Raw genomic sequence first — 21,726 nt, forward strand, 5'->3', positions numbered from 1 at the left:
CGGCCGTTTCGAGTGCCGGTCGTTGGCATCAGGTGGAAGGCAGCGCAGCAATGGTGGAGATCAAGACCCCCGAGCAGATCGCGAAGATGCGTGAGGCGGGGTTGGTGGTCGCCGCCGTGCACGCGGCCACGGCCGAGGCCGCCGTGCCCGGCGCCACCACCAAGGACCTGGACATGGTCGCCCGCAAGGTGCTCGCCGAGCACAAGGCGAAGCCGAACTTCCTCGGGTACGGCGGGTTCCCCGCGACGATCTGCACCTCGGTCAACGAGGTCGTGGTGCACGGCATCCCCGACGAGAAGACCGTGCTGAAGGACGGCGACATCATCTCGATCGACGCCGGCGCGATCATCGACGGCTGGCACGGGGACGCGGCCTTCACCGCGTTCGTCGGCACCGGGCACGCGCCCGAGCTGGTGGAGCTGTCCCGGGTGACCCAGGAGTCGATGTGGGCGGGCATCGCCGCGATGAAGAACGGCGGCCGGCTCGTCGACGTCTCGCGCGCGATCGAGACGTACATCCGCAGGCAGCCCCGTCCCGGCGGCGGCAAGTACGGGATCGTCGAGGAGTACGGCGGCCACGGCATCGGCACCGAGATGCACATGGACCCGCACCTGCTGAACTACGTCAGCCGCAAGCGGGGCAAGGGCCCCAAGCTGATCCCCGGCTTCTGCCTGGCGATCGAGCCGATGGTGACGCTCGGCACACCGAACACCCAGGTGCTTGAGGACGAGTGGACGGTCATCACGACCGACGGCACCTGGTCCTCGCACTGGGAGCACTCGATCGCCCTCACGGAGGCGGGACCGCTGGTCCTGACGGCCCCTGACGGCGGCAGGGCGAAGCTGGCGGAGCTGGGCGTGACGGCGGCGCCGGACCCGCTGGGCTGAGCGCTCCGGCGCGGCTCCGAGGCCGTTCTCCGGGCCGCTGCCGCGGCCCTGGGCCGAACGGGGCGGGCGGAGGATTGGTTTTCTCCGGTAGTGGGCACACTCAACGATTCGTCTTTTGAGAGGCACTGTCGTAGACTGACGCGTCGGATCTGGTGTACCCGTGTGTCCTCACGCGGCTGCCGGAATCGATCAAGGTAGCCGATTCGAAGGGCGAAGCGTGGCCAAGAAGCAAGGTGCCATCGAAATTGAGGGCACCGTGATCGAGTCCCTCCCGAACGCGATGTTCAGGGTGGAGCTCCAGAACGGTCACAAGGTCCTCGCGCACATCAGCGGCAAGATGCGGATGCACTACATCCGTATCCTTCCCGATGACCGGGTCGTGGTGGAGCTGTCTCCGTACGACCTGACGCGTGGCCGGATCGTCTACCGATACAAGTAGATCTTGTCGTCGCCCCGTTCCGACGGGGTGCGCGGCACTGACCCGGAGAACCTCAATCCCATGAAGGTCAAGCCGAGCGTCAAGAAGATCTGTGACAAGTGCAAGGTGATCCGCCGTCACGGTCGGGTCATGGTCATCTGCGACAACCTGCGCCACAAGCAGCGCCAGGGCTGACGCACGACCCCCTGCCTCTCGCAGTTCTTCGCGCGACGCGAGCAACACGTACATACGCAGTGTCCGGCACCCGTCTCTCGCGGGCGTCGACACCTCCGGCGGGGGCCGGGGACCCGGACCGCACACCGTGCGGAATCCGGGACAGACACTGTGGAAGACCTCCGACATCAACAGGAGCCATGAATGGCACGCCTCGCAGGCGTTGATCTCCCGCGCGAAAAGCGCGTCGAGGTCGCCCTTACGTACGTCTTCGGTATCGGGCGTACCCGGTCCAAGGAGACGCTCGCCGCCACCGGCGTCGACCCCAACGTCCGCGTCCGCGACCTTGCCGAGGAAGACCTCGTCAAGATCCGTGAGTACGTCGACGGAAACCTCAAGACCGAGGGTGACCTCCGCCGTGAGGTGGCCGCCGATATCCGCCGCAAGGTCGAGATCGGTTGCTACCAGGGTCTGCGCCACCGCCGTGGCCTGCCGGTGCACGGTCAGCGCACCAGCACGAACGCTCGTACCCGCAAGGGTCCGCGTCGCGCCATCGCCGGCAAGAAGAAGCCGGGCAAGAAGTAGTCCTCAGCCGGACGCTTATCAGCGGTCTTCGCTGTAGGACCGACCACCTCCACGCAGGAGTAAACACATGCCTCCCAAGGGCCGTAGTGGTGCAGCCAAGAAGGTGCGCCGCAAGGAAAAGAAGAACGTCGCTCATGGGCACGCCCACATCAAGAGCACGTTCAACAACACCATCGTCTCGATCACTGACCCCTCGGGCAACGTGATCTCCTGGGCCTCCGCCGGCCACGTCGGCTTCAAGGGCTCGCGCAAGTCCACTCCCTTCGCCGCGCAGATGGCCGCCGAGTCGGCTGCCCGTCGCGCGCAGGAGCACGGCATGCGCAAGGTCGACGTCTTCGTCAAGGGTCCCGGCTCCGGCCGTGAGACCGCGATCCGCTCGCTCCAGGCCACCGGCCTGGAGGTGGGTTCGATCCAGGACGTCACCCCCACCCCGCACAACGGCTGCCGCCCGCCCAAGCGGAGGCGCGTCTGACTTCAGGTGCTCCCAAAGCATCTGTGGTTCGGTCGCAGCGCACTGCGGTACGGGCGGCTCGGCGCGTTTGCGCCGCGCCGCCCGTACCCTTGTCAGTATTGACGGGCGTCAAATAGCGGGCGCCCCAAACTGAAGGATTTCCCCATGCTTATCGCTCAGCGTCCGTCGCTGACCGAAGAGGTCGTCGACGAGTACCGCTCCCGGTTCGTCATCGAGCCGCTGGAGCCCGGCTTCGGGTACACGCTCGGTAACTCCCTGCGACGCACCCTTCTCTCCTCGATCCCCGGAGCCGCTGTCACCAGCATCCGGATCGACGGTGTCCTGCACGAGTTCACCACCGTGCCGGGCGTCAAGGAAGACGTCACCGACCTCATCCTCAACATCAAGCAGCTCGTCGTCTCCTCGGAGCACGACGAGCCGGTCGTCATGTACCTGCGCAAGCAGGGCCCCGGCCTGGTCACCGCCGCCGACATCGCCCCGCCGGCCGGTGTCGAGGTCCACAACCCGGACCTGGTGCTGGCGACGCTGAACGGCAAGGGCAAGCTGGAGATGGAGCTGACCGTCGAGCGCGGTCGCGGCTATGTCTCCGCCGTCCAGAACAAGCAGGTGGGCCAGGAGATCGGCCGTATCCCGGTCGACTCCATCTACTCGCCGGTGCTCAAGGTCACGTACAAGGTCGAGGCGACCCGTGTCGAGCAGCGCACCGACTTCGACAAGCTGATCGTCGACGTCGAGACCAAGCAGGCCATGCGGCCGCGTGACGCCATGGCGTCCGCCGGTAAGACGCTGGTCGAGCTGTTCGGTCTGGCGCGCGAGCTCAACATCGACGCCGAGGGCATCGACATGGGCCCGTCGCCGACGGACGCGGCGCTCGCCGCCGATCTCGCCCTGCCGATCGAGGAGCTGGAGCTCACCGTTCGGTCGTACAACTGCCTCAAGCGCGAGGGCATCCACTCCGTGGGTGAGCTCGTGGCGCGGTCCGAGGCGGACCTGCTCGACATCCGCAACTTCGGTGCGAAGTCGATCGACGAGGTCAAGGCGAAGCTTGCCGGTATGGGCCTCGCGCTCAAGGACAGCCCGCCCGGATTCGACCCCACCGCCGCCGCTGACGCCTTCGGCGCCGACGACGACGTGGACGCCGGGTTCGTGGAGACCGAGCAGTACTGAGCCGGTCGCACGATCGCACGAATCTTCCGCGGGGCGGCCGCCTCACGGGAACTGACACCGGTACCTGATACGGCCGGTGCAGATATGAAGGAGTAACACCATGCCTCAGCCCGCAAAGGGTGCCCGTCTGGGCGGCAGCGGCGCGCACGAGAAGCTGCTCCTCGCGAACCTCGCGAAGGCGCTCTTCGAGCACGGCCGCATCACGACGACCGAGGCCAAGGCCCGCCGCCTGCGTCCGGTCGCCGAGCGTCTCGTCACCAAGGCGAAGAAGGGCGACATGCACAACCGTCGCCTGGTGCTTCAGACGATCACGGACAAGAGCATCGTGCACACGCTCTTCACCGAGATCGCCCCGCGCTACGAGAACCGCCCCGGTGGCTACACGCGCATCACCAAGATCGGCAACCGTCGTGGCGACAACGCCCCGATGGCGGTCATCGAGCTGGTCGAGGCCCTGACCGTGGCGCAGGCAGCCACCGGTGAGGCCGAGGCAGCGACGAAGCGCGCGGTCAAGGAATCCGCCGCCGAGAAGGACGCCGCGAAGAGCGACGCGTCCGACGAAGCGGTCGAGGACGCGGCTCCGGCCGACGCGTCCGAGGAGTCCAAGGACGCCTGAGCGCGTCTCGACGACTGACGGACGGGCCCGCTCCCTTCACGGGGGCGGGCCCGTTCGGCGTGGATCAGGTTGATCCGGGTGTCCGGGTACATCGAGCGATCTGAGGGATCTGAAGCGTGAGCGACGAGGTGGCCGCAGGCCACGTACGGGTGCGGCTCGACCTGTCGTACGACGGCAAGGAGTTCTCCGGCTGGGCGCGGCAGGCCACGCGCCGCACCGTCCAGGCGGAGATCGAGGACGCGCTGCGTACGGTGACGCGGTCATCGGTCACGTACGACCTGACCGTCGCCGGGCGCACCGACGCCGGTGTGCACGCGCGCGGGCAGGTCGCGCATGTCGATCTGCCCGAGGATGTGTGGGCCGAGCACCGCGACAAGCTCCTGCGCCGGCTCGCGGGGCGGCTGCCGCACGACGTACGGGTGTGGAAGGTGGCCGAGGCCCCGGCGGGGTTCAACGCGCGTTTCGCGGCCGTGTGGCGGCGGTACGCGTACCGCGTCACCGACAACCCCGGCGGCGTCGATCCGCTGCTGCGCGGGCATGTGCTGTGGCACGACTGGGAGTTGGACGTCGACGCGATGAACGCCGCCGCGGCGGGGCTGCTCGGCGAGCACGACTTCGCCGCGTACTGCAAGAAGCGCGAGGGCGCCACGACCATCCGTACGCTCCAGAAGCTGGAGTGGGTGCGGGGCGCCGACGGCGTTCTGACGGCGACCGTGCGGGCCGATGCCTTCTGCCACAACATGGTGCGTTCGCTGGTGGGCGCCATGCTGTTCGTGGGCGACGGGCACCGGCCCGCCGAGTGGCCGGCGAAGGTGCTGGCGACGGGCGTACGGGACTCGGCGGTCCATGTCGTACGGCCGCACGGCCTCACCCTGGAGGAGGTCGGCTACCCGGCCGACGGGCTGCTGGCGGCGCGGAGCAAGGAAGCTCGCAACAAGCGGTCGCTGCCGGGTGTAGCGGGTGTCGCGGGCGCTTCGGATGCCGACGACGGCTGCTGCTGACGGGTCGTTGCTGACGGGCTACTCGTCCGCCGGAGGGGTGGTCGCCGCGGCCGACGCCTGCGCCCGGCCGCGCGCCAGGATCTGCTGGAAAGTGACCTCGGCGACGTCGTCCCCGGCGGTGTAGACGTCCTTGTCCTTCAGGGTGACGTTCGTGCGGTTCGTGAAGCCGCCGACGGTGAAGTAGACGTACCTGCCGTACGAGTTGGTGGTCTTGCGGCAGATCGACGGCGCCCGGCAGAACGTCGGGACACCGCTGCCGGGGAGCGAGGCGATCCCGTCCTTCGCCGCGTTCCTCGCCTTCTGCGCCTGCGCCTCCTTGTCGAAGACGGCGACACCCACGGTGACCGCGACCCCGCCCTTGTAGTACGTGGCGCGGATGACCTGGTCGCAGCCGTTCGCGGCGAGGATCCCGCCGAGGCGGCCCTGCGTGGCGGCCGAGCAGCTCGTGGTCTGGCTCGTGGCGCCCTTGGTGTAGACGCGGTCGTCCAGCTTCATCTTCGTGCCGGGGAAGAGCGTCCCGGCGTTCAGCGGTGCCTTGTCCTTGTCGGCGCTGGAGACATAGTCCTTCGGGTCCGGCGGCGGCGCCGCGTTCGTCGAAGGGAAGGACGGCTGGTCCTCCGTCGGCTCGTCCGGCAGTGAACCGGTGGGCGGCAGCGCGTCGGTGCTGCTGCCGGGGCCGGGGTCCGCGTCGCTGTTCATCGAGACGACAGCGGTCGCCACGACGGCCGCGATCGCGATGGTCGCGACCGCGCCACCACCGATCAGCAGCCAGCGCTTGCGGCGTACCCGCGAGGCGGACGCCTCCGCCAGCGCGGACCAGTCGGGCGTCCGCGTTCCGTACGGGTCCTGCGGACCGTGCGGCCCCGGTCCTTGGCCCTGCCCCTGGCTCTGCCCCTGGCCCGGTGCCTGCCCCTGGCCCTGCCCTTGTCCCGGTGCCCCGGGACCACCCCATGAGGGTCCCCCTTGCCCAAAGCTCATGGGGCGCAGTTTACGTGCGGGCGCAGGGGAGTTGGCGCCCGGAGACCGGATAGAGACCGGGACGACGGCAAAACGAGTTGGGCACACGCGCCTCCTGGCCCGACAATGCCCACCATGGGACATCTTGAGGCAGCGCATCTGGAGTACTACCTCCCCGACGGACGGGTGCTCCTCGGTGACGCCTCCTTCCGCGTGGGCGAGGGCGCGGTCGTCGCGCTCGTCGGGGCCAACGGCGCGGGCAAGACGACACTGCTCCGGCTGATCGCCGGCGACCTCCAGCCGCACGGCGGCACGGTCAGGACCAGCGGCGGGCTCGGCGTGATGGCCCAGTTCGTCGGCTCGGTGCGCGACGAGCGCACCATCCGTGACCTGCTCGTCTCCGTGTCGCACCCGCGTCTGCGCGAGGCGGCGCGCGCGGTCGACGAGGCCGAGCACGGCATCATGACGGTCGACGACGAGGCCGCGCAGATGCGGTACGCGCAGGCGCTCAGCGACTGGGCCGAGGTCCAGGGCTACGAGGCAGAGACGCTCTGGGACATGTGCACCACGGCCGCGCTGGGCATGCCGTACGACACGGCGCAGTGGCGGCTCGTACGGACGCTGAGCGGCGGCGAGCAGAAGCGGCTGGTGCTGGAGGCGCTGCTGCGCGGGCCCGACGAGGTGCTGCTGCTGGACGAACCGGACAACTATCTGGACGTACCCGGCAAGCGGTGGCTGGAGGAGCGGCTCAAGGAGACCCGTAAGACCGTCCTGTTCGTCTCGCACGACCGGGAGTTGCTCGCCAGGGCCGCCGAGAAGATCGTCAGCGTGGAGCCGAGCGCGGCCGGGTCCGACGTATGGATCCACGGCGCGGGGTTCGGTACGTACCACGAGGCGCGCAAGGAGCGCTTCGCGCGCTTCGAGGAGCTGAAGCGGCGCTGGGACGAGGAGCACGCGCGGCTGAAGGCGCTGGTACTGCGGCTGCGGCAGCAGGCGGCGATCAGCCCCGACATGGCCTCGCGCTACCACGCGATGCAGACGCGCTTCAAGCGCTTCGAGGACGCGGGGGCGCCGCCCGAGCCGCCGCGCGAGCAGGAGATCTCGATGCGGCTGCGGGGCGGGCGCACCGGGCTGCGGGCCATCACGGTCAAGGACCTTGAGCTGACCGGCCTGATGAAGCCGTTCTCGCTGGAGGTGTTCTACGGGGAGCGCGTCGCGGTCCTCGGCTCCAACGGGTCGGGCAAGTCGCACTTCCTGCGGCTGCTCGCCGGCGACGACGTGCGGCACACGGGGGAGTGGAAGCTCGGCGCCCGGGTCGTGGCGGGCCACTTCGCGCAGACGCACGCCCACCCCGAGCTGCGCGGGCGGACGCTGGTCGACATCCTGTGGGCCGAGCACGCGAAGGACCGGGGCGCGGCGATGTCCGTCCTGCGTAGGTACGAGATGGAGCGGCAGGGGGACCAGCCCTTCGAGAAGCTCTCCGGCGGCCAGCAGGCCCGCTTCCAGATCCTGCTGCTGGAGCTGCGGGGGACCACCGCGCTGCTGCTGGACGAACCCACGGACAACCTGGACCTGGAGTCGGCGGAGGCCCTTCAGGAGGGCCTGGAGGCGTACGAGGGCACCGTCCTGGCCGTGACCCACGACCGCTGGTTCGCCCGCACCTTCGACCGGTACCTGGTGTTCGGCTCGGACGGCGTCGTACGGGAGACCCCGGAGCCGGTCTGGGACGAGCGCCGGGTGGTGCGGGCGCGGTAGCCGGGACGACGTACACATGCCCTTACGCGCGCGCCGTGGCGTCGCCGCCCGGTAGGTGCCTGGCCGACAGGTCGCGGAGCGCGACGGCGCTCGGGTGCCAGGGGCGGCCCGTCGGGCCGGTCAGCACGAGCCGGCGCTCCAGCCGGGGCCGCAGCGGGACCAGGGTGAGGGTGTCCGACAGCATGCTCGCGGCCAGGGAGGGAAGGATGCCGACTCCCAGGCCGGCCTCCACCATGGACAGCAGCGTCATCAGTTCGCGGATCCGCCGGGCGGGCCGGTAGGGCAGGCCCGCCATCGCGTGCAGCCGGGTGATCGGGCCCGCGAACCCTGATGTGGTGACCAGCAGCGGGTCCTCCAGCAGGTCCGACAGCTCGATGAACTCCTCACCGGCCAGCGGGTGGTCGCTGCGGACGACGGCCTCGTAGGCGTCGGTGGCCACCTGCAACGCGCCGTCGGGAAACGGGTCCGGGTCGATGCGGAACGCGGCGTCGACGGTTCCTCCTTCCAGCCACTGGTCGATCTCCTCGTCGATGGCCTCGAAAACGGTGATCTCGATGTGCGGGGCATGTTCGTGCCACAGCCGCAGCAGTCCGGGGAGCAGGCCGCGGGCGACGGTCGGCGGGACTGACAGGCTGATCGTCCCGGCGGCGGTGCTGTGGTGCGCGGCCGCCGCGGCGTCGAAGGCCCGGGCGGCGGAGAGCGTGGCACGAGCGTGCGGGAGCAGGACGTCGCCCAGCGAGGTCGGTTCGACCGGGGCGGTCCGCCGGACGAGTTCGCCGTTCACCGTCGCTTCGAGTGAGGCGAGCGCGTGCGACACCGAGGACTGGCTCATGCCGAGCGCGACGGCGGCCGCGCCGAACCCCGCGTGGTCCGCGACGGCGACGAATACGGCCAGTTGCCTCAGGGTCACGCTCATCGATTTCCTCGATCGCTGGATGAAGATCATCTATTTGCTTCATCGTAGTGGCCTGGCCAGACTCTCCGTAGGCCCGGCGAAAGCCGAGCGGGAGGCGGGCGGAAAGGGGAGGCGCGAGATGCTGCTGAACGTGGTGCACGCGGCACTGGCCGGCCGGCACGCGCGCTTCGCCGAGGGCGAGGGCCGTGCGCTGCGCTACCTGGACACGGTGGCTCCCTTCGCCGGGGTCCCGGACGACCCGGCCGAACAGGACTGGCGCGACCTCGCCACGCTGGTGCGCCGTACGGGCGGCGCGGCCCTGCACCGGGAGCCGGGCGTGCCGCTCGACGCCTGGGCCGCCGATCACCGCATCGACCTCCATCGGATGACGGTGGTCCAGTTCTCCGGCGCCGGGCTCGGCGCCGGCCCCGCGGACGCCGCCGACCCGGAGATCCGCGAGCTGACCGTGGCCGACGTCCCCGCCATGAGCGACCTGGCCGAGCGGACCCGCCCCGGCCCGTTCGGCGAGCGCACCATCGAACTGGGCGGTTACCTCGGCATCTGGCGGGACGGCGTCCTCGCCGCCATGGCCGGCGAACGCTTCTCCGCACCCGACGGCGGCGGGAGAGGCTGGACGGAGGTCAGCGCGGTATGCGCCGACCCGGCGTTCCGGGGACAGGGTCTGGCCACGCGGTTGATACGCGCGGTCGCGGCCCGGATCCGGGCCCGGGGCGACGAGGTCTTCCTGCACGTCATCGACACCAACTCCGGTGCCATCGCGCTCTACGAGCGGCTCGGGTTCAGTCGGCTGGCCACCGTCGAGGTCACCAGGCTGACCCCGCGCCCGTAGCGCCTTCCCTTGACCCTGTCCGGGCGAGGGTTCGCCATTCGCGTTCCGGATGGCTGGATGGCACGGTCGAGTGGATGTCTGCCGATATCTGTCGCCGCCGGTCCACGAGGAAGGGCGCCATGAACCCCGCCGTGAACCCCGCTGTGAACGACCGTACGGCTCCCGTCGTCATCGTCGGTGCGGGCCCGGCCGGTCTTGCGACCAGTTGGCACCTCAGGGGTCTGGGCGTCAGCCATGTCGTCCTCGAACGCGACGCTGTCGGCGCCACGTGGCGCTCAGCACGCTGGGACAGCTTCAGCCTGATCACCCCCACGTGGTCGGTCCGGCTGCCCGGACGCCGGCAGACGGCGGATGAGGGTGGGTTCCTGGAAAAACAGCAGTTCGTGGACATGCTCAGCGCGTACGCCCGCGAGGCCGATCTGCCGGTACGCAGCGGAGTGGATGTCCGCTCGCTGCGCCCGGACGGCGAGGGCTATGTGCTGGCCACATCCGAAGGGGACTGGTCGGCCCGTGTCGTAGTGATCGCGTGCGGCGGGCTGCGGCTGCCGCGTGTCCCGGCGGGCATCAGCCCCCCGTCCGGCGTAACGGCGCTGCACGCGGTCGACTACCGCAGCCCGGACAGGCTGCCTCCTGGCGCGGTGCTGGTGGTGGGAAGCGCCCAGTCCGGGACGCGGATCTCCGATGACCTGCGCCGCGCGGGCCGTCGCGTCTTTCTCTCCACGGGGGCGGGCGGCGGAGTGCCGCGCCGCCACCGTGGACGGGACGTCTTCGAGTGGCTGCGCGACACCGGCTCGCTGGAACTCCCGACCGAGCAGGCGCCCGAGCCGATGCGCCGGGCACCCCAGCCGATGGTCAGCGACGCGGATGACGGCCGGACCTCCGCGCTGAGGCAGTTGGACCAGAACGGCGTCACGCTGTTCGGCCGTCTCACCGCGGTGCGGGACGGCCGGTTCGTCTTCGCCGACGACCTGGCGCACAACCTGCGGGCGGCCGACGCCCAGGCGGCCCGGTTCCGCCGCCAGGTCGACCAGTACCTCCAGGATCACCCGGAGCAGCGGGCGGCGCCCGCACCACCGGACACCGACGACGCCGCGTACGACGGTGACCGCGCCGCCCCCACAGAACTCGACGCCGCCGCCGAGGGCGTATCGACCCTGCTCTGGTGCACCGGGATGCGGCCCGACACCGCCTGGCTGCCGGACGATCTGCTGGACGAGAGGGGAACCCCGCGGCACGAACGCGGCGTGACGCCCCTGGCGGGGGTCTTCGCGGTGGGCTTCCCGTGGCTGACCCACCGCGCCTCCGGCATTCTCTACGGCATCGGCACGGACGCCGCGCGCGTCGCGGAGCAGGCCCGGGGGCATCTCGGCCATCGGCTCTGACGGGGGTGCGTCCAGGCCGGTGCGTGGGGGGCAGGGTGAGGGACGGGACGCGGGGCCCCGTCATTCCGGAGGTCGCGGAACGGCGGGGCTCAGTCGCGTGGGTGCGGTGTGTTCGCGCTATGCGTGGATGCGGGCGAGGGTGACGAGCCCGGCGAAGGCGGTGGGGGTGAGCATGAGGACGGGGCCGCGCTGGTCCTTGCTGTCCCGGACAAGGACAGTGCCGTGTGCCTCGGCGTAAGCAGGCGCCCACTCGACGCAGTTGCCGCCTTCGCCGCCGCTGTAGGTGCTCTTGACCCATTTCGTGATGAGGGTCGGAGTGCTGTTCATACGGTCATCCTCCGTTGCTCAGCAGATGCGGTGAGCCCCGTCAACTCAAAGGCGGGAGGGCGGGGCTCACTTGCACGGCGTGCGCGCTATGCGTGGGTGCGGGCGAGGGCGATGAGTCCGGCGAAGGCGGTGGGGGTGAGCATGAGGACGGGGCCGTTCTTCGTCTTGCTGTCCCGTACCGGCACGGTCCCATGAGCCTGAGCAAATGTGGGTGACCATTCGACACAGTTGCCTTGGCCCCCGCTGTAGGTGCTCTTGACCCAGTTCGTCAGGTCTGGGGTGTTGCTCATCTGGCGTGCTCCTTGGCAATCATGCGCATCAGATCGAGTGAGCGCTCTTCGGACAGCGCGGCGGCGCGCAGCCGGTCGTAGATGGCTGACGCGTCGGCCACTGCCGTAACCGAGTCTGTCACGTGCCCCCTCTCCATAGTTTCCGAGTACAGGACGCTGGGTCCATCTTCTTGGCTGAGGAGAATGAACGCCAGATTCGTGGCCGGAGCACCCGAGTTGAAGGGCAGAACTTGCAGTGTCACGTGCGGGTTTGCTGCGCCTACGGCCACCAGATGCTTAAGCTGCTCGGCCATGACGGCACGGCTGCCCACCACAGTCCGGAGGACCGACTCGTGCACAATCACCCATAGCAGCGGTGGCTTCTCGCCCTCCATCACCTCGTACCGCCGTAGACGGGTATCGATCAGGGCCTTGATCTGACCGTCGTCTTTACGCGGATGAGCCGCGCGAAAGATCGCCTCCGCGTAGGCGGGGGTCTGGAGCATCCCCATCACGAAGACGTTCGAGTAGTCGTTGATGACGGCAGCCGCCATCTCCAGTTTCACGTACGGGACGAACCAGCCAGGATGACTGCGCTCGGTCACCCGGTGCCGTAGCCGGACGAAGGTTCCTGGTGTGCCAAAGATTCGGTCACACGCCTCTGCGAACTTCTGGGACGCCATCCGTGTGCCGCCCTCCACCCTTGTGACATAGGTGCGTTCGAAGCCTGCCCCATCAGCAAGCTCCTGTTGTGACATCTCCTTGTGTTTCCGGGCGTGCATGACCTCTCGGCCGAAGTATGCGGCGCCGTCCTCGGGTTCTTCCACGCCTAGCAGGATTGACTCGCTCACCTGTTCAACTCCTTTTCGTGCCAGTGGCCTTGGCACCGCATTCTGCCTGTTCTTGCCGTGTCTTGTGACCGAATCTAGAAGTAATCACGGAGCAAGGAAACCTGGCAGGGTGAAGGGAATGCCGAACATGACGGATCACGAACCGCTGGACACCGAACAGGTGCCTCCGCCTATTGGACTTGACGTGACGGTTCACGGCTGGGGTTTCCTGAGTTCGGGTCCTGGTGGCCCGTCCGGTGCCTATGCCCAGGTGACGCGAGAGTTGTTGGAGCGGCTGCTCCACGGACTGAGGCGATGGGCGGAATGACACACAGCGAAACACCATGGACCGGCCCCGGACCGACCGGCCCGGACGCTCTCGAAGGCGCAGTCGAAGGAGCGGACCTGGCCCCCGGCTCCGCGCTCGACTGGCCGCCCTGCGGGTGTCGTCGGCCGGTGTGCCCGGACTACGTACCGCTTGATTCGCCCGGCGCGGGCGAGCGCGACAGGCGCAGTGACGGGGGCGGACTGTGACGATACGGCCGGCGTCTGCGAATCCGGGCGGACTGCGTATCGGGATGGTCGTGTACGACCGCGTGCACGAGATGGTCGGGGTCATTGACGGATTCGTCGGGCCGTTCGTGAATCTTTCGCGTCCTACGGGTCTTACGTGGCAGAGCCGATGGGTGTCGGTGCGCCGGGGAACGCCCCATGAACTGCGGCAGATAAAGGCCATTGGGGCGCTGCACCGGCTCAAACTGAAAGGGTTTACGTCCTAGGTTTTCTTGCGTCCATTCGCTCATTCGGCATTCAGCATTCAGCATCCATCAGCCGAGAGGTGAACCATTCATGACTCACGCCGAGATTGATTCCGCCCGTCCTCCCCGCCGGCGTATCGGGGCCGTTGTCCTGGTGCGCGACGTGGAGGGCAGGGTGTTGCTGGTGAAGCCGACGTACCGGCACGCGGACAGTGCCTCGGGGTGGCAGTTGCCGGGCGGTGGGGCCCATCAGGGGGAGACCGTCGCCGGTGCGGCGGCGCGTGAACTCCTGGAGGAGACAGGGCTCGTGCGCCGTCTGACGCATTTCGTGGCGCTCGACTACGTACCGGCGGCCGCCGAGGGCAAGTCGGCCGAGGGGTACAACGTCGTCTGCGACGGCGGGACGCTCACCGCCGCCGAGGCGTCGGGCGTCGCCGTCCCCGACAGTGCCGCCGACGAGTTGTCCGCGTGTGCGTGGGTGGGGTTGGACGAACTCGGTGCGCACTGCTTCGCGTACCAGGAACGCCGTATCCGCGCCGCCGTCGACGCCGTCGAGCACGCGAACGAGCTGCCGCTGCTCGTCCTCGGCGGACCCACCATCGAATAGGAGCAGGCCCGTTGGCACCTGCCCGGTCCGGCGGCTCCGCGGCGTCGTCCCGTCCTTCGCCCTGCTCGATCAGACGCCTGTGGAGCGGGCGGTGTCGTCGACCGGGGCCGGGGGTCTGAGCGGCTCGTAGTCGAGCCAGGGGTCCTGGAGGAACTCGCTGCGACGGGACGCGTGGTCCCGGGCGCTGATCCGGAAGTAGAGAGCGCGTCGCGTCTGCTCGGATTCGTAGTTTCCACCGATGTTGTGGCCGAGGAGGTAGTGCGCGAGCAGCAGGTCCCCGGCCCGTCCCTTGATCTGCTCGGGCTCGGGCAGGTCGATCGGCGGGTAGGCGCAGTGCAGGTGCGGGCCGTGATCGCGGAAGTACGCGGCGTGGGTCAGATGCGTGCCCGGCCAGACCCACAGGTTGCCGGAGTTCTCGGTGAGTTGATCGGTCATCAAGATCCCGGCCAGCAGGGTGAACGTGCCGCGGATCGGCTCACCGGTCGGCTCGGAGTTGGCGGCGTCGATGTGCGGACCGCCGGGCCGGCGCGAGTACGGCGGGATGTTCAACGCGACCTGGACCTGCCACGGGTACTTCAGCGTCCCGGCCCCCGCCAGCTCCTCGGCCAGGCCGAACGCGGCGCTGCGGGTCAAGGGCGCTCTCAGCGCCGGCTCGTTCTTGGTCGGGAGGTAGTAGAAGTGGTTGCCGCGCTTGTCGGCGGCAGGTGGGTCGGCGGCGACGACCTCGTCGATCCGCCCGGCCGCCCGGGCCAGTATCTCGTCCCGCACCACCTGTGGAACGAGGACAAAGCCCCGCTCGGCGAACTCGTTGATCTGCTCCTCGCTCAGCACTCGAAAAACCGTAGAGGGGCGGCCACCGTGGCAGACACCGATTTTTGGCGAAGCCAAGGACCGGCCGGGTGCTGATGATCTCGTCACACACAAACCAAGCGTCCCGGTAGCGTCACGCTCTGTGTGTTCCGCTTTCGTCCTCTGCTTCCGCCCTCCGTGGATGTGCGTCTGTACGTGAGTCGCCGAGCGGGGCTCCCGGCCGGCCGGATGTTCCCTCGCCCGTTCGTCCCGGAAGGAGCGTCCGGGCGCCGCGCCGCCGTCGGGGGGGGCGGGCCGGCGGTGAAGTGGGCGGGACGCGTTTTGACCCGTACGGGGCAGCGCGGGTATTCTGCTGGTTCGTTATGCGTATTGGCTTGGTCGTTCTCACGCGAGGGGCCCTTACGCCGGTTCACCGGGCCGATGGACAGCGGCGGTGCGCGGGTTGCGTCCCCGTCGCATCACCAGGGCTGTCGTGATCGTCCGGGTGGCCTTGTCAGGACTCCATCTCATCGAAGAAGCGAAGGCTACGACCGTGCGTACGTACAGCCCCAAGCCCGGCGATGTGACACGCCAGTGGCACGTCATCGACGCCGAGGACATCGTCCTGGGCCGTCTGGCGACCACCGCCGCCAACCTTCTGCGCGGTAAGCACAAGCCGATCTATGCACCCCACGTCGACACCGGTGACTTCGTCATCATCATCAACGCCGACAAGGTGCACCTCACCGGCAACAAGGCGACTCAGAAGATGGCGTACCGCCACTCCGGTTACCCGGGTGGTCTGCGTTCCGTCCGCTATGACGAGCTTCTTGCCAAGAACCCCGAGAAGGCCGTCGAGAAGGCCATCAAGGGCATGATCCCCAAGAACACCCTGGGCCGCCAGATGCTCTCGAAGCTCAAGATCTACGCGGGTGACCAGCACCCGCACGCTGCCCAGCAGCCGGTCCCGTTCGAGATCACCCAGGTCGCGCAGTAATTCCGGCCACCCCCTAAGACGAAAAGAAATCTGAGGAGCATCGTGGCCGAGACCACTGCTGAGACCCCTGTCGAAGCCCCTGAGGCCGAAGAGACCTTCGCCGAGGTGACAACGTTCGAGTCCGAGACCCCGGTCGAGGGCGAGTACACCTCCGAGTCGCTCGCTTCGCGCTTCGGCGACCCCCAGCCGGCTGCCGGCCTGGGCCGTCGTAAGAACGCCATCGCCCGTGTCCGGATCGTTCCGGGCTCCGGGAAGTGGAAGATCAACGGTCGCACCCTTGAGGACTACTTCCCCAACAAGGTGCACCAGCAGGCTGTCAACGAGCCCTTCAAGGTGCTTGAGCTGGACAACCGCTACGACGTCATCGCCCGTATCTCCGGTGGCGGCGTCTCCGGTCAGGCCGGCGCCCTGCGCCTCGGCGTGGCCCGTTCGCTCAACGAGGCGGACGTGGACAACAACCGCGCCACGCTGAAGAAGGCCGGCTTCCTGAGCCGCGACGACCGTGCGGTCGAGCGCAAGAAGGCCGGTCTCAAGAAGGCCCGTAAGGCTCCGCAGTACAGCAAGCGCTAAATTTCGCCTGTTCGGCCTACGTTTCGCCCCGGCGGCACTCCGTGCCGCCGGGGCGTTCGTTTTTTCTCCACATCTATAGGCGTATAACAGCATCAAGAGTTCATTGGTTCGTCGGTTCGTTACTTGGTCGGTTTTGCGTTTCTGAGCATTTTCGGAGGGAGAGCTGTGGGACGACTCTTCGGCACGGACGGCGTGCGCGGTGTCGCCAACGCCGATCTGACGGCTGAGCTTGCGCTCGGTCTTTCGGTCGCCGCGGCACATGTGCTCGCCGAGGTGGGTACTTTCGGCGGCCACCGGGCGACGGCAGTGGTGGGGCGCGATCCCCGGGCGTCGGGCGAGTTCCTCGAAGCCGCCGTCGTGGCCGGTCTCGCGAGCGCGGGTGTGGACGTCCTGCGCGTCGGTGTGCTGCCCACCCCCGCGGTGGCGTACCTCACCGGGGCGCTGGGTGCCGACCTCGGCGTGATGCTCTCGGCGAGCCACAACGCCATGCCGGACAACGGGATCAAGTTCTTCGCGCGCGGCGGCCACAAGCTGGCCGACGAGCTGGAGGACCGGATCGAGGCCGCCTACCTCGAAAACACGGTGCACCGCACCGGACCCCCCTGGCAGCGGCCGACCGGAGCGGGCGTCGGCCGTGTGCATGTGTTCGACGAGGGGTTCGACCGGTACGTGGCGCACCTCATCGGCGTGCTCCCGAACAGACTCGACGGGCTGAAGATCGTCCTGGACGAGGCGCACGGCGCCGCCGCCCGCGTCTCGCCCGAGGCCTTCGCCCGCGCGGGCGCCGAGGTGATCACCATCGGCGCCGAGCCCGACGGGCTCAACATCAACGACGGCTGCGGCTCCACCCACCTGGACCTGCTGAAGGCCTCCGTGGTCGAGCACGGCGCCGACTTCGGCATCGCGCACGACGGCGACGCCGACCGCTGCCTCGCCGTGGACGCCGAGGGCAAGGAGGTCGACGGCGACCAGATCCTCGCCGTGCTGGCCCTCGCGATGCTCGAAGCGGGCACCCTGCGCGGGAACGCCGTGGTCGGGACCGTCATGTCCAACCTCGGCTTCAAGATCGCGATGGAGCGCGAGGGCATCCACCTCGTACAGACCGCCGTCGGCGACCGGTACGTACTGGAGTCGATGAAGGAGCACGGCTACGCCCTCGGCGGCGAGCAGTCGGGCCATGTCATCGTCCTCGACCACGCGACGACCGGCGACGGCACGCTCACCGGCCTCATGCTGGCGGCGCGCGTCGCCGCGACCGGCCGTACGCTCGCCGACCTCGCCGCGATCATGGACCGGCTGCCGCAGGTCCTCATCAACGTGCCCGACGTCGACAAGTCGCGGGTCGACACCTCGGCCGAGCTGGCGCTCGCCGTGGCCGAGGCCGAACACGAACTGGGCTCCACGGGCCGGGCGTTGCTGCGCCCCTCGGGCACCGAGCCGCTCGTACGGGTGATGGTCGAGGCGGCCGACATCGAGCAGGCCAGGTCCGTCGCCGGTCGGCTCGCCGATGTGGTGAAGTCCGCGCTGGGTTGAAGTGCCGTCAGGTGATGCGCCGTCAGGTGACGCGCTGTCAGGTGACGCGGGGTCCGGGTTCTCCGGGCCCCGCGTTTTCCTTGGCTCGCGTAGCCGCGTCGGCGGACGCTCCGGATGTGACCGGGTGTCAGAGTTTGCGCAGTGACAGGCGCTGGACCTTGTGGTCGGGCCCCTTGCGTACGACCAGAGTCGCGCGGCCGCGCGTCGGCGCCACGTTCTCCAGCAGGTTCGGCTTGTTGATGGTGCGCCACATCGTGCGCGCGTAGTCCAGGGACTCCTCCTCGGAGACCTGGGTGTACTTCCTGAAGTACGAGGACGGGTCCTGGAAGGCCGTCTCGCGCAGCTTGCGGAAGCGGTTGAGATACCAGGACTCGACGTCCTCGGCGCGCGCGTCCACGTACACACTGAAGTCGAAGTAGTCGGCGAGCCCGACCCGGGTCCTGCCGTCGTGCCCGGGAAGCGCCGGCTGGAGGACGTTGATCCCCTCGACGATCAGGATGTCCGGGCGGCGTACGGTCAGCAGCTCGCCCGGCACGATGTCGTAGATCAGGTGCGAGTAGACGGGCGCGGTGACCTCGTCCTTGCCCGCCTTGATGTCGGCGACGAAGCGCGTCAGGGCCCGCCGGTCGTACGACTCGGGGAAGCCCTTGCGGCCCATGAGCCCGCGCGACTCCAGCTCCTTCATCGGGTACAGGAAGCCGTCGGTGGTGACCCGCTCCACCCGGGGGTGCTCGGGCCAGCGCGCCAGCAGCGCCTGGAGGAGCCGGGCGACCGTGGACTTGCCCACCGCCACACTGCCCGCCACCCCTATGACGAAGGGCGTGCCGCGCTGCGCGCCGTGGCCGCCGCCCGCCTCGCCGAGGAAGGTGTTCAGCGCGCCGCGCAGCCCAGCCGTGGCCTGGACGTAGAGGTTGAGCAGCCGCGAGAGCGGCAGGTAGACGTCCCGTACCTCGTCGAGGTCGATGACGTCCCCGAGCCCGCGCAGCCGCTCCACCTCGTCGGCGGTCAGCGGGAGCGGGGTCTTGTCGCGCAGCGCGCTCCATTCGGCCCGGGTGAGGTCGACGTAGGGGGTCGGCCCGTGGTCGGCCCTGCGGTGCGGGCTTCGTGGCGGCGAAGTGATCACAGGTCCATTGTCGCGGGTACGGGCCGGGTATGGAGGGTCGGGTGCGGGGTGGGCTGGATCACGTACGCCCCCTACGCGCCTGCCCCTGCGACAACCGCGGCGACAAACCCGGCCCGCGCGCCCGCGCCGGAGGAGATCCCGAAGCCGAGGGCCGGCGGGAGCGCCACGACGGCCACGGTCCGCCCGCCTGCCTGATGTTCTTCACGCGATGGTCGTGCTGCTCGCCGCGCTGTCCGCGTCGCGCAACTCGGCGAGCAGATCCTGCTGTCCGGCCAGCAGTACGGTCAGGATGCGCCGGGCCGAACGCAGCAGTTCGGCGACGTCACCGCCGGCGAGCGCGTAGACGACGGTGTCGGCCTCGCGGGTGGAGGTGACGATCCCGGAGCGGCGCAGCACTGCGAGCTGCTGGGAGAGGTTGGAGCGCTCCACCTCGATGCTCGCCAGCAGGTCGCGCACCGGCATGGGGCCGTCCTGCAACAGCTCCAGCACCCGGATGCGTACGGGATGGCCGAGCATCCGGAAGAAGTCCGCCTTGGCCTGGTACAGCGGGATCGGCACCGTGTTCAACTCCCTGTCCGTTCGACGCCCGGTCCGGCCGGGGGGACGTTCACATCGTTCTCGCGCGCCAGCATCAGCGCGCCCTCCAGCTCGTCCAGGGCGTCCCGAACCGCGCGGGGGTCCTGCGAGGTGGCGGCATCCGCCAGGGCGGCCCGCGCCGCCACGACACGGGTCATGACCTGCTGCTCGGTCTCTTCCAACGCGATTCCCACCCGTCTGTCGCCCGTCTGTCTCCCGTCCGGTGCGGTGACACCAGCATGCCATCAATTGAAGAAACCTTCAATTGATGGCATGTGGTGTTCGTGGCGCTCCGGCCGTGGGCCGGGGCCCGCCCGCGGGGTCAGACCGCCGTGGGCGCCCGCTCGGCGCGCGAGACCCGGCGCGGGCGCTGCCGCCAGGCCCTGGCGAGCTGCGCGGACAGGGACAGCGTCGCGACCGTCGCGAGTACGGCGCGGAGCGGGCCGATGTCCGGGGACCACCACGCCCACACCGTCGCCGGCAGGCACAGCGCCAGCCCGGCCAGGCGCGCCGTCCACCACAGGCGCGGCCGGGCGAGCACCGGCCGCGTGGCGCCGAGGTGCCGGTCGGGGGCGGTGGTCAGGACGGCCTTCAGACCGGCCAGCAGGCCCCGGCCGGCCAGGACCTGTGCGTCGGGTACGGACTTCAGCACCTCGTCGCGTTCGCCGAAGCCCTCGGGGAGCGGCGGCAGTCCGAGCGCGGCGACGAGATCGCTCTGCCGTCGGGCGGGGGCGTCCGAGCCGCGCAGCAGGGCGGTGAGGGGGCGTATGTCGTCGATGCCGTAGACCCTGCCGAGCGTCTTCGCTGTGGCCGTCGCCGTGGCGTGGTCGGGGACGGGCGCCGCCGGGTCCCATTCGTGGTCGGCGAGCTTCTTGCCCTTGCGGAGCAGGGTGAAGCCGTGCCGGTCGGCGGTCCTGCGCAGGACGAGCGCGGGCCAGCGCTCGCCGGTGGTGAAGTTGTCGGCGGCGGCGGCGAGACGCTCCTCGCCGAGCAGCGCGGCGCGCTTGTCGCGGGACTCGCCGGTGGCGATCTCGACGTACGAGGCGCCGGCGAAGCCCGGGGCGGCGGCGATACGCAGCGGTACGCCGCAGAGCAGGGCGGCCTCGGCGATCCTGTGGGGCGGCGCGCTGACGAGGGCCAGCGAGTGGGGTGCGAACGCGTCGACGGAGCCGCCGGGGCCGCCGGGGCCCTCGGGGACGGCGTACGCGGCGGGCTCGACGCGTACGGGCGCCGAGAAGAACGGGATCTGGGACGCGACATGCATCCGCACGCCCGTACGGAAGTCCAGGAACTGCCTTCGCGGGTCGCCGAAGAGCGCCCAGGGGAACTCCGTGGCGTGGACCCCGAGCGCGCGGAACTGTTCCAGGGACTGTTCGTGCCGCTGGCCGATGATCAGCATCAGCGCGAGGTGGTTGCGTACGTGCGCCACCTCCGGGTCGCCGTGCTCGTATCCGGCGCACAGGCGCAGGGCGCGCGTGACGGCGGCGTCGACGCGCCTGCGTGCGATCGGGCCCGCGGCGGTGGCACGGCCTCTCGCGTTCCTGGGCCCGTTCCCGTTGCCGATCCCGTTCCCGTTCCCGTTCCCGTTCCCGATCGCGCTCCCGGGTGCGCCGACGCCCGCGCCCCCGCCCGCGTCCCTGGTCGTCGTACCGGAGTCCGCGACCACCTCGTACTCGAACGCGGCGAGCAGCGGCAGCGCGTGCAGCAGCGACCCCGGCAGCGCGCCCTCGGCCGCCCGTTCGGCGAACTCGAACATCTCCTCGTGCGAGCCGTGCCACTTGTCGCACACGTACTGGAGAGCCGCCACATGACAGCCGTAGTGGTGCGGGGCGCGCGCGACGGCCTCGTGCCAGTACGCGTCGAACACCTCGCGCGGCGCCTGACTGCCCGTCGCATGGGCGAGCGCCACCTGCCACGGCACCGGATCGGCCGGATTCAGCTCGGCCGCCGCGCTGAGGGTCGGCACCGCGTCGTCGAGCAGCGCGAAGAACGCCTGGAACTGGTCCTTCGACACGTCCTGCGCCCGCGCCTCCGTCCGTATCTCCCACGCCTGCTTGACCAGCAGATCGGCCTTGACCAGGACGGCGTCCGGATTCTCCGGTTCGGCGGCGAGCCAGTCGTCCAGCCAGCCCGGGTTGTGCAGCGCGCTCTCCGCGAGCCGCGGCACCCCGACGCCGCGCCGCTCCCA

At 69.6% G+C, this 21,726-nt stretch carries 25 protein-coding genes; 15 read left to right on the plus strand and 10 right to left on the minus strand.

Annotation, left to right across the window (positions count from 1 at the left end; all coding sequences use genetic code 11):
• Window positions 1–50: 50 nt before the first annotated feature.
• The 8 genes from map to truA all read left to right on the plus strand — a co-directional run bounded on the left by map (window position 51) and on the right by truA (window position 5,320).
• On the plus strand, window positions 51–887 hold the full coding sequence (gene map, locus QR77_RS24665) for a type I methionyl aminopeptidase (protein WP_040024297.1): 837 nt from the start codon (window positions 51–53) through the stop codon (window positions 885–887).
• 217 nt (window positions 888–1,104) lie between these two features.
• Window positions 1,105–1,326: a translation initiation factor IF-1 gene (infA, locus tag QR77_RS24670; RefSeq protein ID WP_014047798.1), complete on the plus strand. Its 222-nt coding sequence runs from the start codon at window positions 1,105–1,107 to the stop codon at window positions 1,324–1,326.
• 60 nt (window positions 1,327–1,386) lie between these two features.
• Complete coding sequence (gene rpmJ, locus QR77_RS24675) at window positions 1,387–1,500, plus strand: 50S ribosomal protein L36 (protein ID WP_003956441.1); 114 nt, start codon at window positions 1,387–1,389, stop codon at window positions 1,498–1,500.
• A gap of 183 nt (window positions 1,501–1,683) precedes the next feature.
• On the plus strand, window positions 1,684–2,064 hold the full coding sequence (gene rpsM / locus QR77_RS24680; RefSeq protein WP_040024298.1) for a 30S ribosomal protein S13: 381 nt from the start codon (window positions 1,684–1,686) through the stop codon (window positions 2,062–2,064).
• 67 nt (window positions 2,065–2,131) lie between these two features.
• Window positions 2,132–2,536 (plus strand): 30S ribosomal protein S11, encoded by a 405-nt coding sequence (gene rpsK, locus QR77_RS24685; RefSeq protein ID WP_040024299.1) that lies wholly within the window; start codon window positions 2,132–2,134, stop codon window positions 2,534–2,536.
• A gap of 144 nt (window positions 2,537–2,680) precedes the next feature.
• Entirely contained in the window at window positions 2,681–3,703 is a 1,023-nt protein-coding gene (locus tag QR77_RS24690; RefSeq protein ID WP_040024300.1) for a DNA-directed RNA polymerase subunit alpha, read from the plus strand.
• Window positions 3,704–3,803: 100 nt separating this feature from the next.
• Entirely contained in the window at window positions 3,804–4,319 is a 516-nt protein-coding gene (gene rplQ / locus QR77_RS24695; RefSeq protein ID WP_040024301.1) for a 50S ribosomal protein L17, read from the plus strand.
• Between the two features lie 116 nt (window positions 4,320–4,435).
• Window positions 4,436–5,320 carry a tRNA pseudouridine(38-40) synthase TruA gene (gene truA / locus QR77_RS24700; protein ID WP_040024302.1) on the plus strand — a complete coding sequence of 295 codons (885 nt, stop codon included), beginning with the start codon at window positions 4,436–4,438 and terminating at the stop codon, window positions 5,318–5,320.
• A gap of 18 nt (window positions 5,321–5,338) precedes the next feature.
• Here the strand turns inward: truA and QR77_RS24705 are convergent, their stop codons facing one another.
• The gene (locus QR77_RS24705; RefSeq protein ID WP_078877090.1) at window positions 5,339–6,298 is read right to left on the minus strand and encodes a hypothetical protein; all 960 of its coding nucleotides are present in this window, start codon (window positions 6,296–6,298) and stop codon (window positions 5,339–5,341) included.
• Between the two features lie 105 nt (window positions 6,299–6,403).
• On the opposite strand from QR77_RS24705, the gene QR77_RS24710 reads away from it, so the two are divergent.
• Window positions 6,404–8,032 (plus strand): ATP-binding cassette domain-containing protein, encoded by a 1,629-nt coding sequence (locus QR77_RS24710; RefSeq protein ID WP_040024303.1) that lies wholly within the window; start codon window positions 6,404–6,406, stop codon window positions 8,030–8,032.
• 22 nt (window positions 8,033–8,054) lie between these two features.
• Here the strand turns inward: QR77_RS24710 and QR77_RS24715 are convergent, their stop codons facing one another.
• The gene (locus tag QR77_RS24715; RefSeq protein WP_040028579.1) at window positions 8,055–8,948 is read right to left on the minus strand and encodes a LysR family transcriptional regulator; all 894 of its coding nucleotides are present in this window, start codon (window positions 8,946–8,948) and stop codon (window positions 8,055–8,057) included.
• Window positions 8,949–8,967: 19 nt separating this feature from the next.
• On the opposite strand from QR77_RS24715, the gene QR77_RS24720 reads away from it, so the two are divergent.
• Window positions 8,968–9,777, plus strand: a complete 810-nt coding sequence (locus QR77_RS24720) for a GNAT family N-acetyltransferase (protein ID WP_236710797.1) — start codon at window positions 8,968–8,970, stop codon at window positions 9,775–9,777.
• 119 nt (window positions 9,778–9,896) lie between these two features.
• Window positions 9,897–11,159 carry an NAD(P)/FAD-dependent oxidoreductase gene (locus QR77_RS24725; RefSeq protein WP_052489027.1) on the plus strand — a complete coding sequence of 421 codons (1,263 nt, stop codon included), beginning with the start codon at window positions 9,897–9,899 and terminating at the stop codon, window positions 11,157–11,159.
• Between the two features lie 117 nt (window positions 11,160–11,276).
• On the opposite strand, the gene QR77_RS24730 is transcribed toward QR77_RS24725, so the two are convergent.
• The 3 genes from QR77_RS24730 to QR77_RS24740 form a co-directional block, all read right to left on the minus strand.
• Window positions 11,277–11,486 carry a DUF397 domain-containing protein gene (locus QR77_RS24730; RefSeq protein ID WP_040024304.1) on the minus strand — a complete coding sequence of 70 codons (210 nt, stop codon included), beginning with the start codon at window positions 11,484–11,486 and terminating at the stop codon, window positions 11,277–11,279.
• Window positions 11,487–11,572: 86 nt separating this feature from the next.
• The gene (locus tag QR77_RS24735) at window positions 11,573–11,776 is read right to left on the minus strand and encodes a DUF397 domain-containing protein (RefSeq protein ID WP_040024305.1); all 204 of its coding nucleotides are present in this window, start codon (window positions 11,774–11,776) and stop codon (window positions 11,573–11,575) included.
• On the minus strand, window positions 11,773–12,606 hold the full coding sequence (locus QR77_RS24740; RefSeq protein ID WP_040024306.1) for a helix-turn-helix transcriptional regulator: 834 nt from the start codon (window positions 12,604–12,606) through the stop codon (window positions 11,773–11,775). Before QR77_RS24740 ends, QR77_RS24735 begins: the two co-directional genes overlap by 4 nt.
• Before the next feature lie 828 nt (window positions 12,607–13,434).
• Here QR77_RS24740 and QR77_RS42380 point away from each other — a divergent pair.
• Window positions 13,435–13,950, plus strand: coding sequence for an NUDIX hydrolase (locus QR77_RS42380; RefSeq protein WP_052489028.1), 516 nt, complete (start codon window positions 13,435–13,437; stop codon window positions 13,948–13,950).
• 69 nt (window positions 13,951–14,019) lie between these two features.
• Here QR77_RS42380 and QR77_RS24750 read toward each other — a convergent pair whose 3' ends face one another.
• The gene (locus QR77_RS24750) at window positions 14,020–14,781 is read right to left on the minus strand and encodes a phytanoyl-CoA dioxygenase family protein (RefSeq protein WP_052489029.1); all 762 of its coding nucleotides are present in this window, start codon (window positions 14,779–14,781) and stop codon (window positions 14,020–14,022) included.
• A gap of 511 nt (window positions 14,782–15,292) precedes the next feature.
• On the opposite strand from QR77_RS24750, the gene rplM reads away from it, so the two are divergent.
• The 3 genes from rplM (at window position 15,293) to glmM (ending at window position 17,839) form a co-directional block, all read left to right on the plus strand.
• On the plus strand, window positions 15,293–15,736 hold the full coding sequence (rplM, locus tag QR77_RS24755; protein WP_040028586.1) for a 50S ribosomal protein L13: 444 nt from the start codon (window positions 15,293–15,295) through the stop codon (window positions 15,734–15,736).
• Window positions 15,737–15,778: 42 nt separating this feature from the next.
• Entirely contained in the window at window positions 15,779–16,306 is a 528-nt protein-coding gene (rpsI, locus tag QR77_RS24760) for a 30S ribosomal protein S9 (RefSeq protein ID WP_040024307.1), read from the plus strand.
• 165 nt (window positions 16,307–16,471) lie between these two features.
• Entirely contained in the window at window positions 16,472–17,839 is a 1,368-nt protein-coding gene (glmM, locus tag QR77_RS24765; protein WP_040024308.1) for a phosphoglucosamine mutase, read from the plus strand.
• A 127-nt stretch (window positions 17,840–17,966) separates the two neighbouring features.
• On the opposite strand, the gene coaA is transcribed toward glmM, so the two are convergent.
• The 4 genes from coaA to QR77_RS42385 all read right to left on the minus strand — a co-directional run.
• Complete coding sequence (coaA, locus tag QR77_RS24770) at window positions 17,967–18,962, minus strand: type I pantothenate kinase (RefSeq protein WP_040024309.1); 996 nt, start codon at window positions 18,960–18,962, stop codon at window positions 17,967–17,969.
• A 201-nt stretch (window positions 18,963–19,163) separates the two neighbouring features.
• Window positions 19,164–19,520 (minus strand): metalloregulator ArsR/SmtB family transcription factor, encoded by a 357-nt coding sequence (locus QR77_RS24775; protein WP_040028587.1) that lies wholly within the window; start codon window positions 19,518–19,520, stop codon window positions 19,164–19,166.
• A 5-nt stretch (window positions 19,521–19,525) separates the two neighbouring features.
• Window positions 19,526–19,720 carry a hypothetical protein gene (locus tag QR77_RS24780; RefSeq protein ID WP_150130436.1) on the minus strand — a complete coding sequence of 65 codons (195 nt, stop codon included), beginning with the start codon at window positions 19,718–19,720 and terminating at the stop codon, window positions 19,526–19,528.
• A 140-nt stretch (window positions 19,721–19,860) separates the two neighbouring features.
• Window positions 19,861–21,726, minus strand: a 1,866-nt coding sequence (locus QR77_RS42385) for a hypothetical protein (RefSeq protein WP_052489030.1), incomplete at its 5' end; no start/stop codon positions are given.

Source organism: Streptomyces sp. 150FB, assembly GCF_000818195.1.
Taxonomy (GTDB): Bacteria; Actinomycetota; Actinomycetes; order Streptomycetales; family Streptomycetaceae; genus Streptomyces.

Excerpts from the sequence above, each read along its gene's own strand:
- QR77_RS24735 (WP_040024305.1), bottom strand. The coding sequence starts at position 11,776 with ATGAGCAACACCCCAGACCTGACGAACTGGGTCAAGAGCACCTACAGC.
- rplQ (WP_040024301.1), top strand. The coding sequence starts at position 3,804 with ATGCCTCAGCCCGCAAAGGGTGCCCGTCTGGGCGGCAGCGGCGCGCAC.
- QR77_RS24690 (WP_040024300.1), top strand. The coding sequence starts at position 2,681 with ATGCTTATCGCTCAGCGTCCGTCGCTGACCGAAGAGGTCGTCGACGAG.
- rpsM (WP_040024298.1), top strand. The coding sequence starts at position 1,684 with ATGGCACGCCTCGCAGGCGTTGATCTCCCGCGCGAAAAGCGCGTCGAG.
- QR77_RS24715 (WP_040028579.1), bottom strand. The coding sequence starts at position 8,948 with ATGAGCGTGACCCTGAGGCAACTGGCCGTATTCGTCGCCGTCGCGGAC.
- QR77_RS24720 (WP_236710797.1), top strand. The coding sequence starts at position 8,968 with ATGAAGATCATCTATTTGCTTCATCGTAGTGGCCTGGCCAGACTCTCC.
- QR77_RS24730 (WP_040024304.1), bottom strand. The coding sequence starts at position 11,486 with ATGAACAGCACTCCGACCCTCATCACGAAATGGGTCAAGAGCACCTAC.
- rpsK (WP_040024299.1), top strand. The coding sequence starts at position 2,132 with ATGCCTCCCAAGGGCCGTAGTGGTGCAGCCAAGAAGGTGCGCCGCAAG.
- map (WP_040024297.1), top strand. The coding sequence starts at position 51 with ATGGTGGAGATCAAGACCCCCGAGCAGATCGCGAAGATGCGTGAGGCG.
- QR77_RS24705 (WP_078877090.1), bottom strand. The coding sequence starts at position 6,298 with ATGAGCTTTGGGCAAGGGGGACCCTCATGGGGTGGTCCCGGGGCACCG.
- QR77_RS42380 (WP_052489028.1), top strand. The coding sequence starts at position 13,435 with ATGACTCACGCCGAGATTGATTCCGCCCGTCCTCCCCGCCGGCGTATC.
- QR77_RS24710 (WP_040024303.1), top strand. The coding sequence starts at position 6,404 with ATGCCCACCATGGGACATCTTGAGGCAGCGCATCTGGAGTACTACCTC.
- rpmJ (WP_003956441.1), top strand. The coding sequence starts at position 1,387 with ATGAAGGTCAAGCCGAGCGTCAAGAAGATCTGTGACAAGTGCAAGGTG.
- QR77_RS24725 (WP_052489027.1), top strand. The coding sequence starts at position 9,897 with ATGAACCCCGCCGTGAACCCCGCTGTGAACGACCGTACGGCTCCCGTC.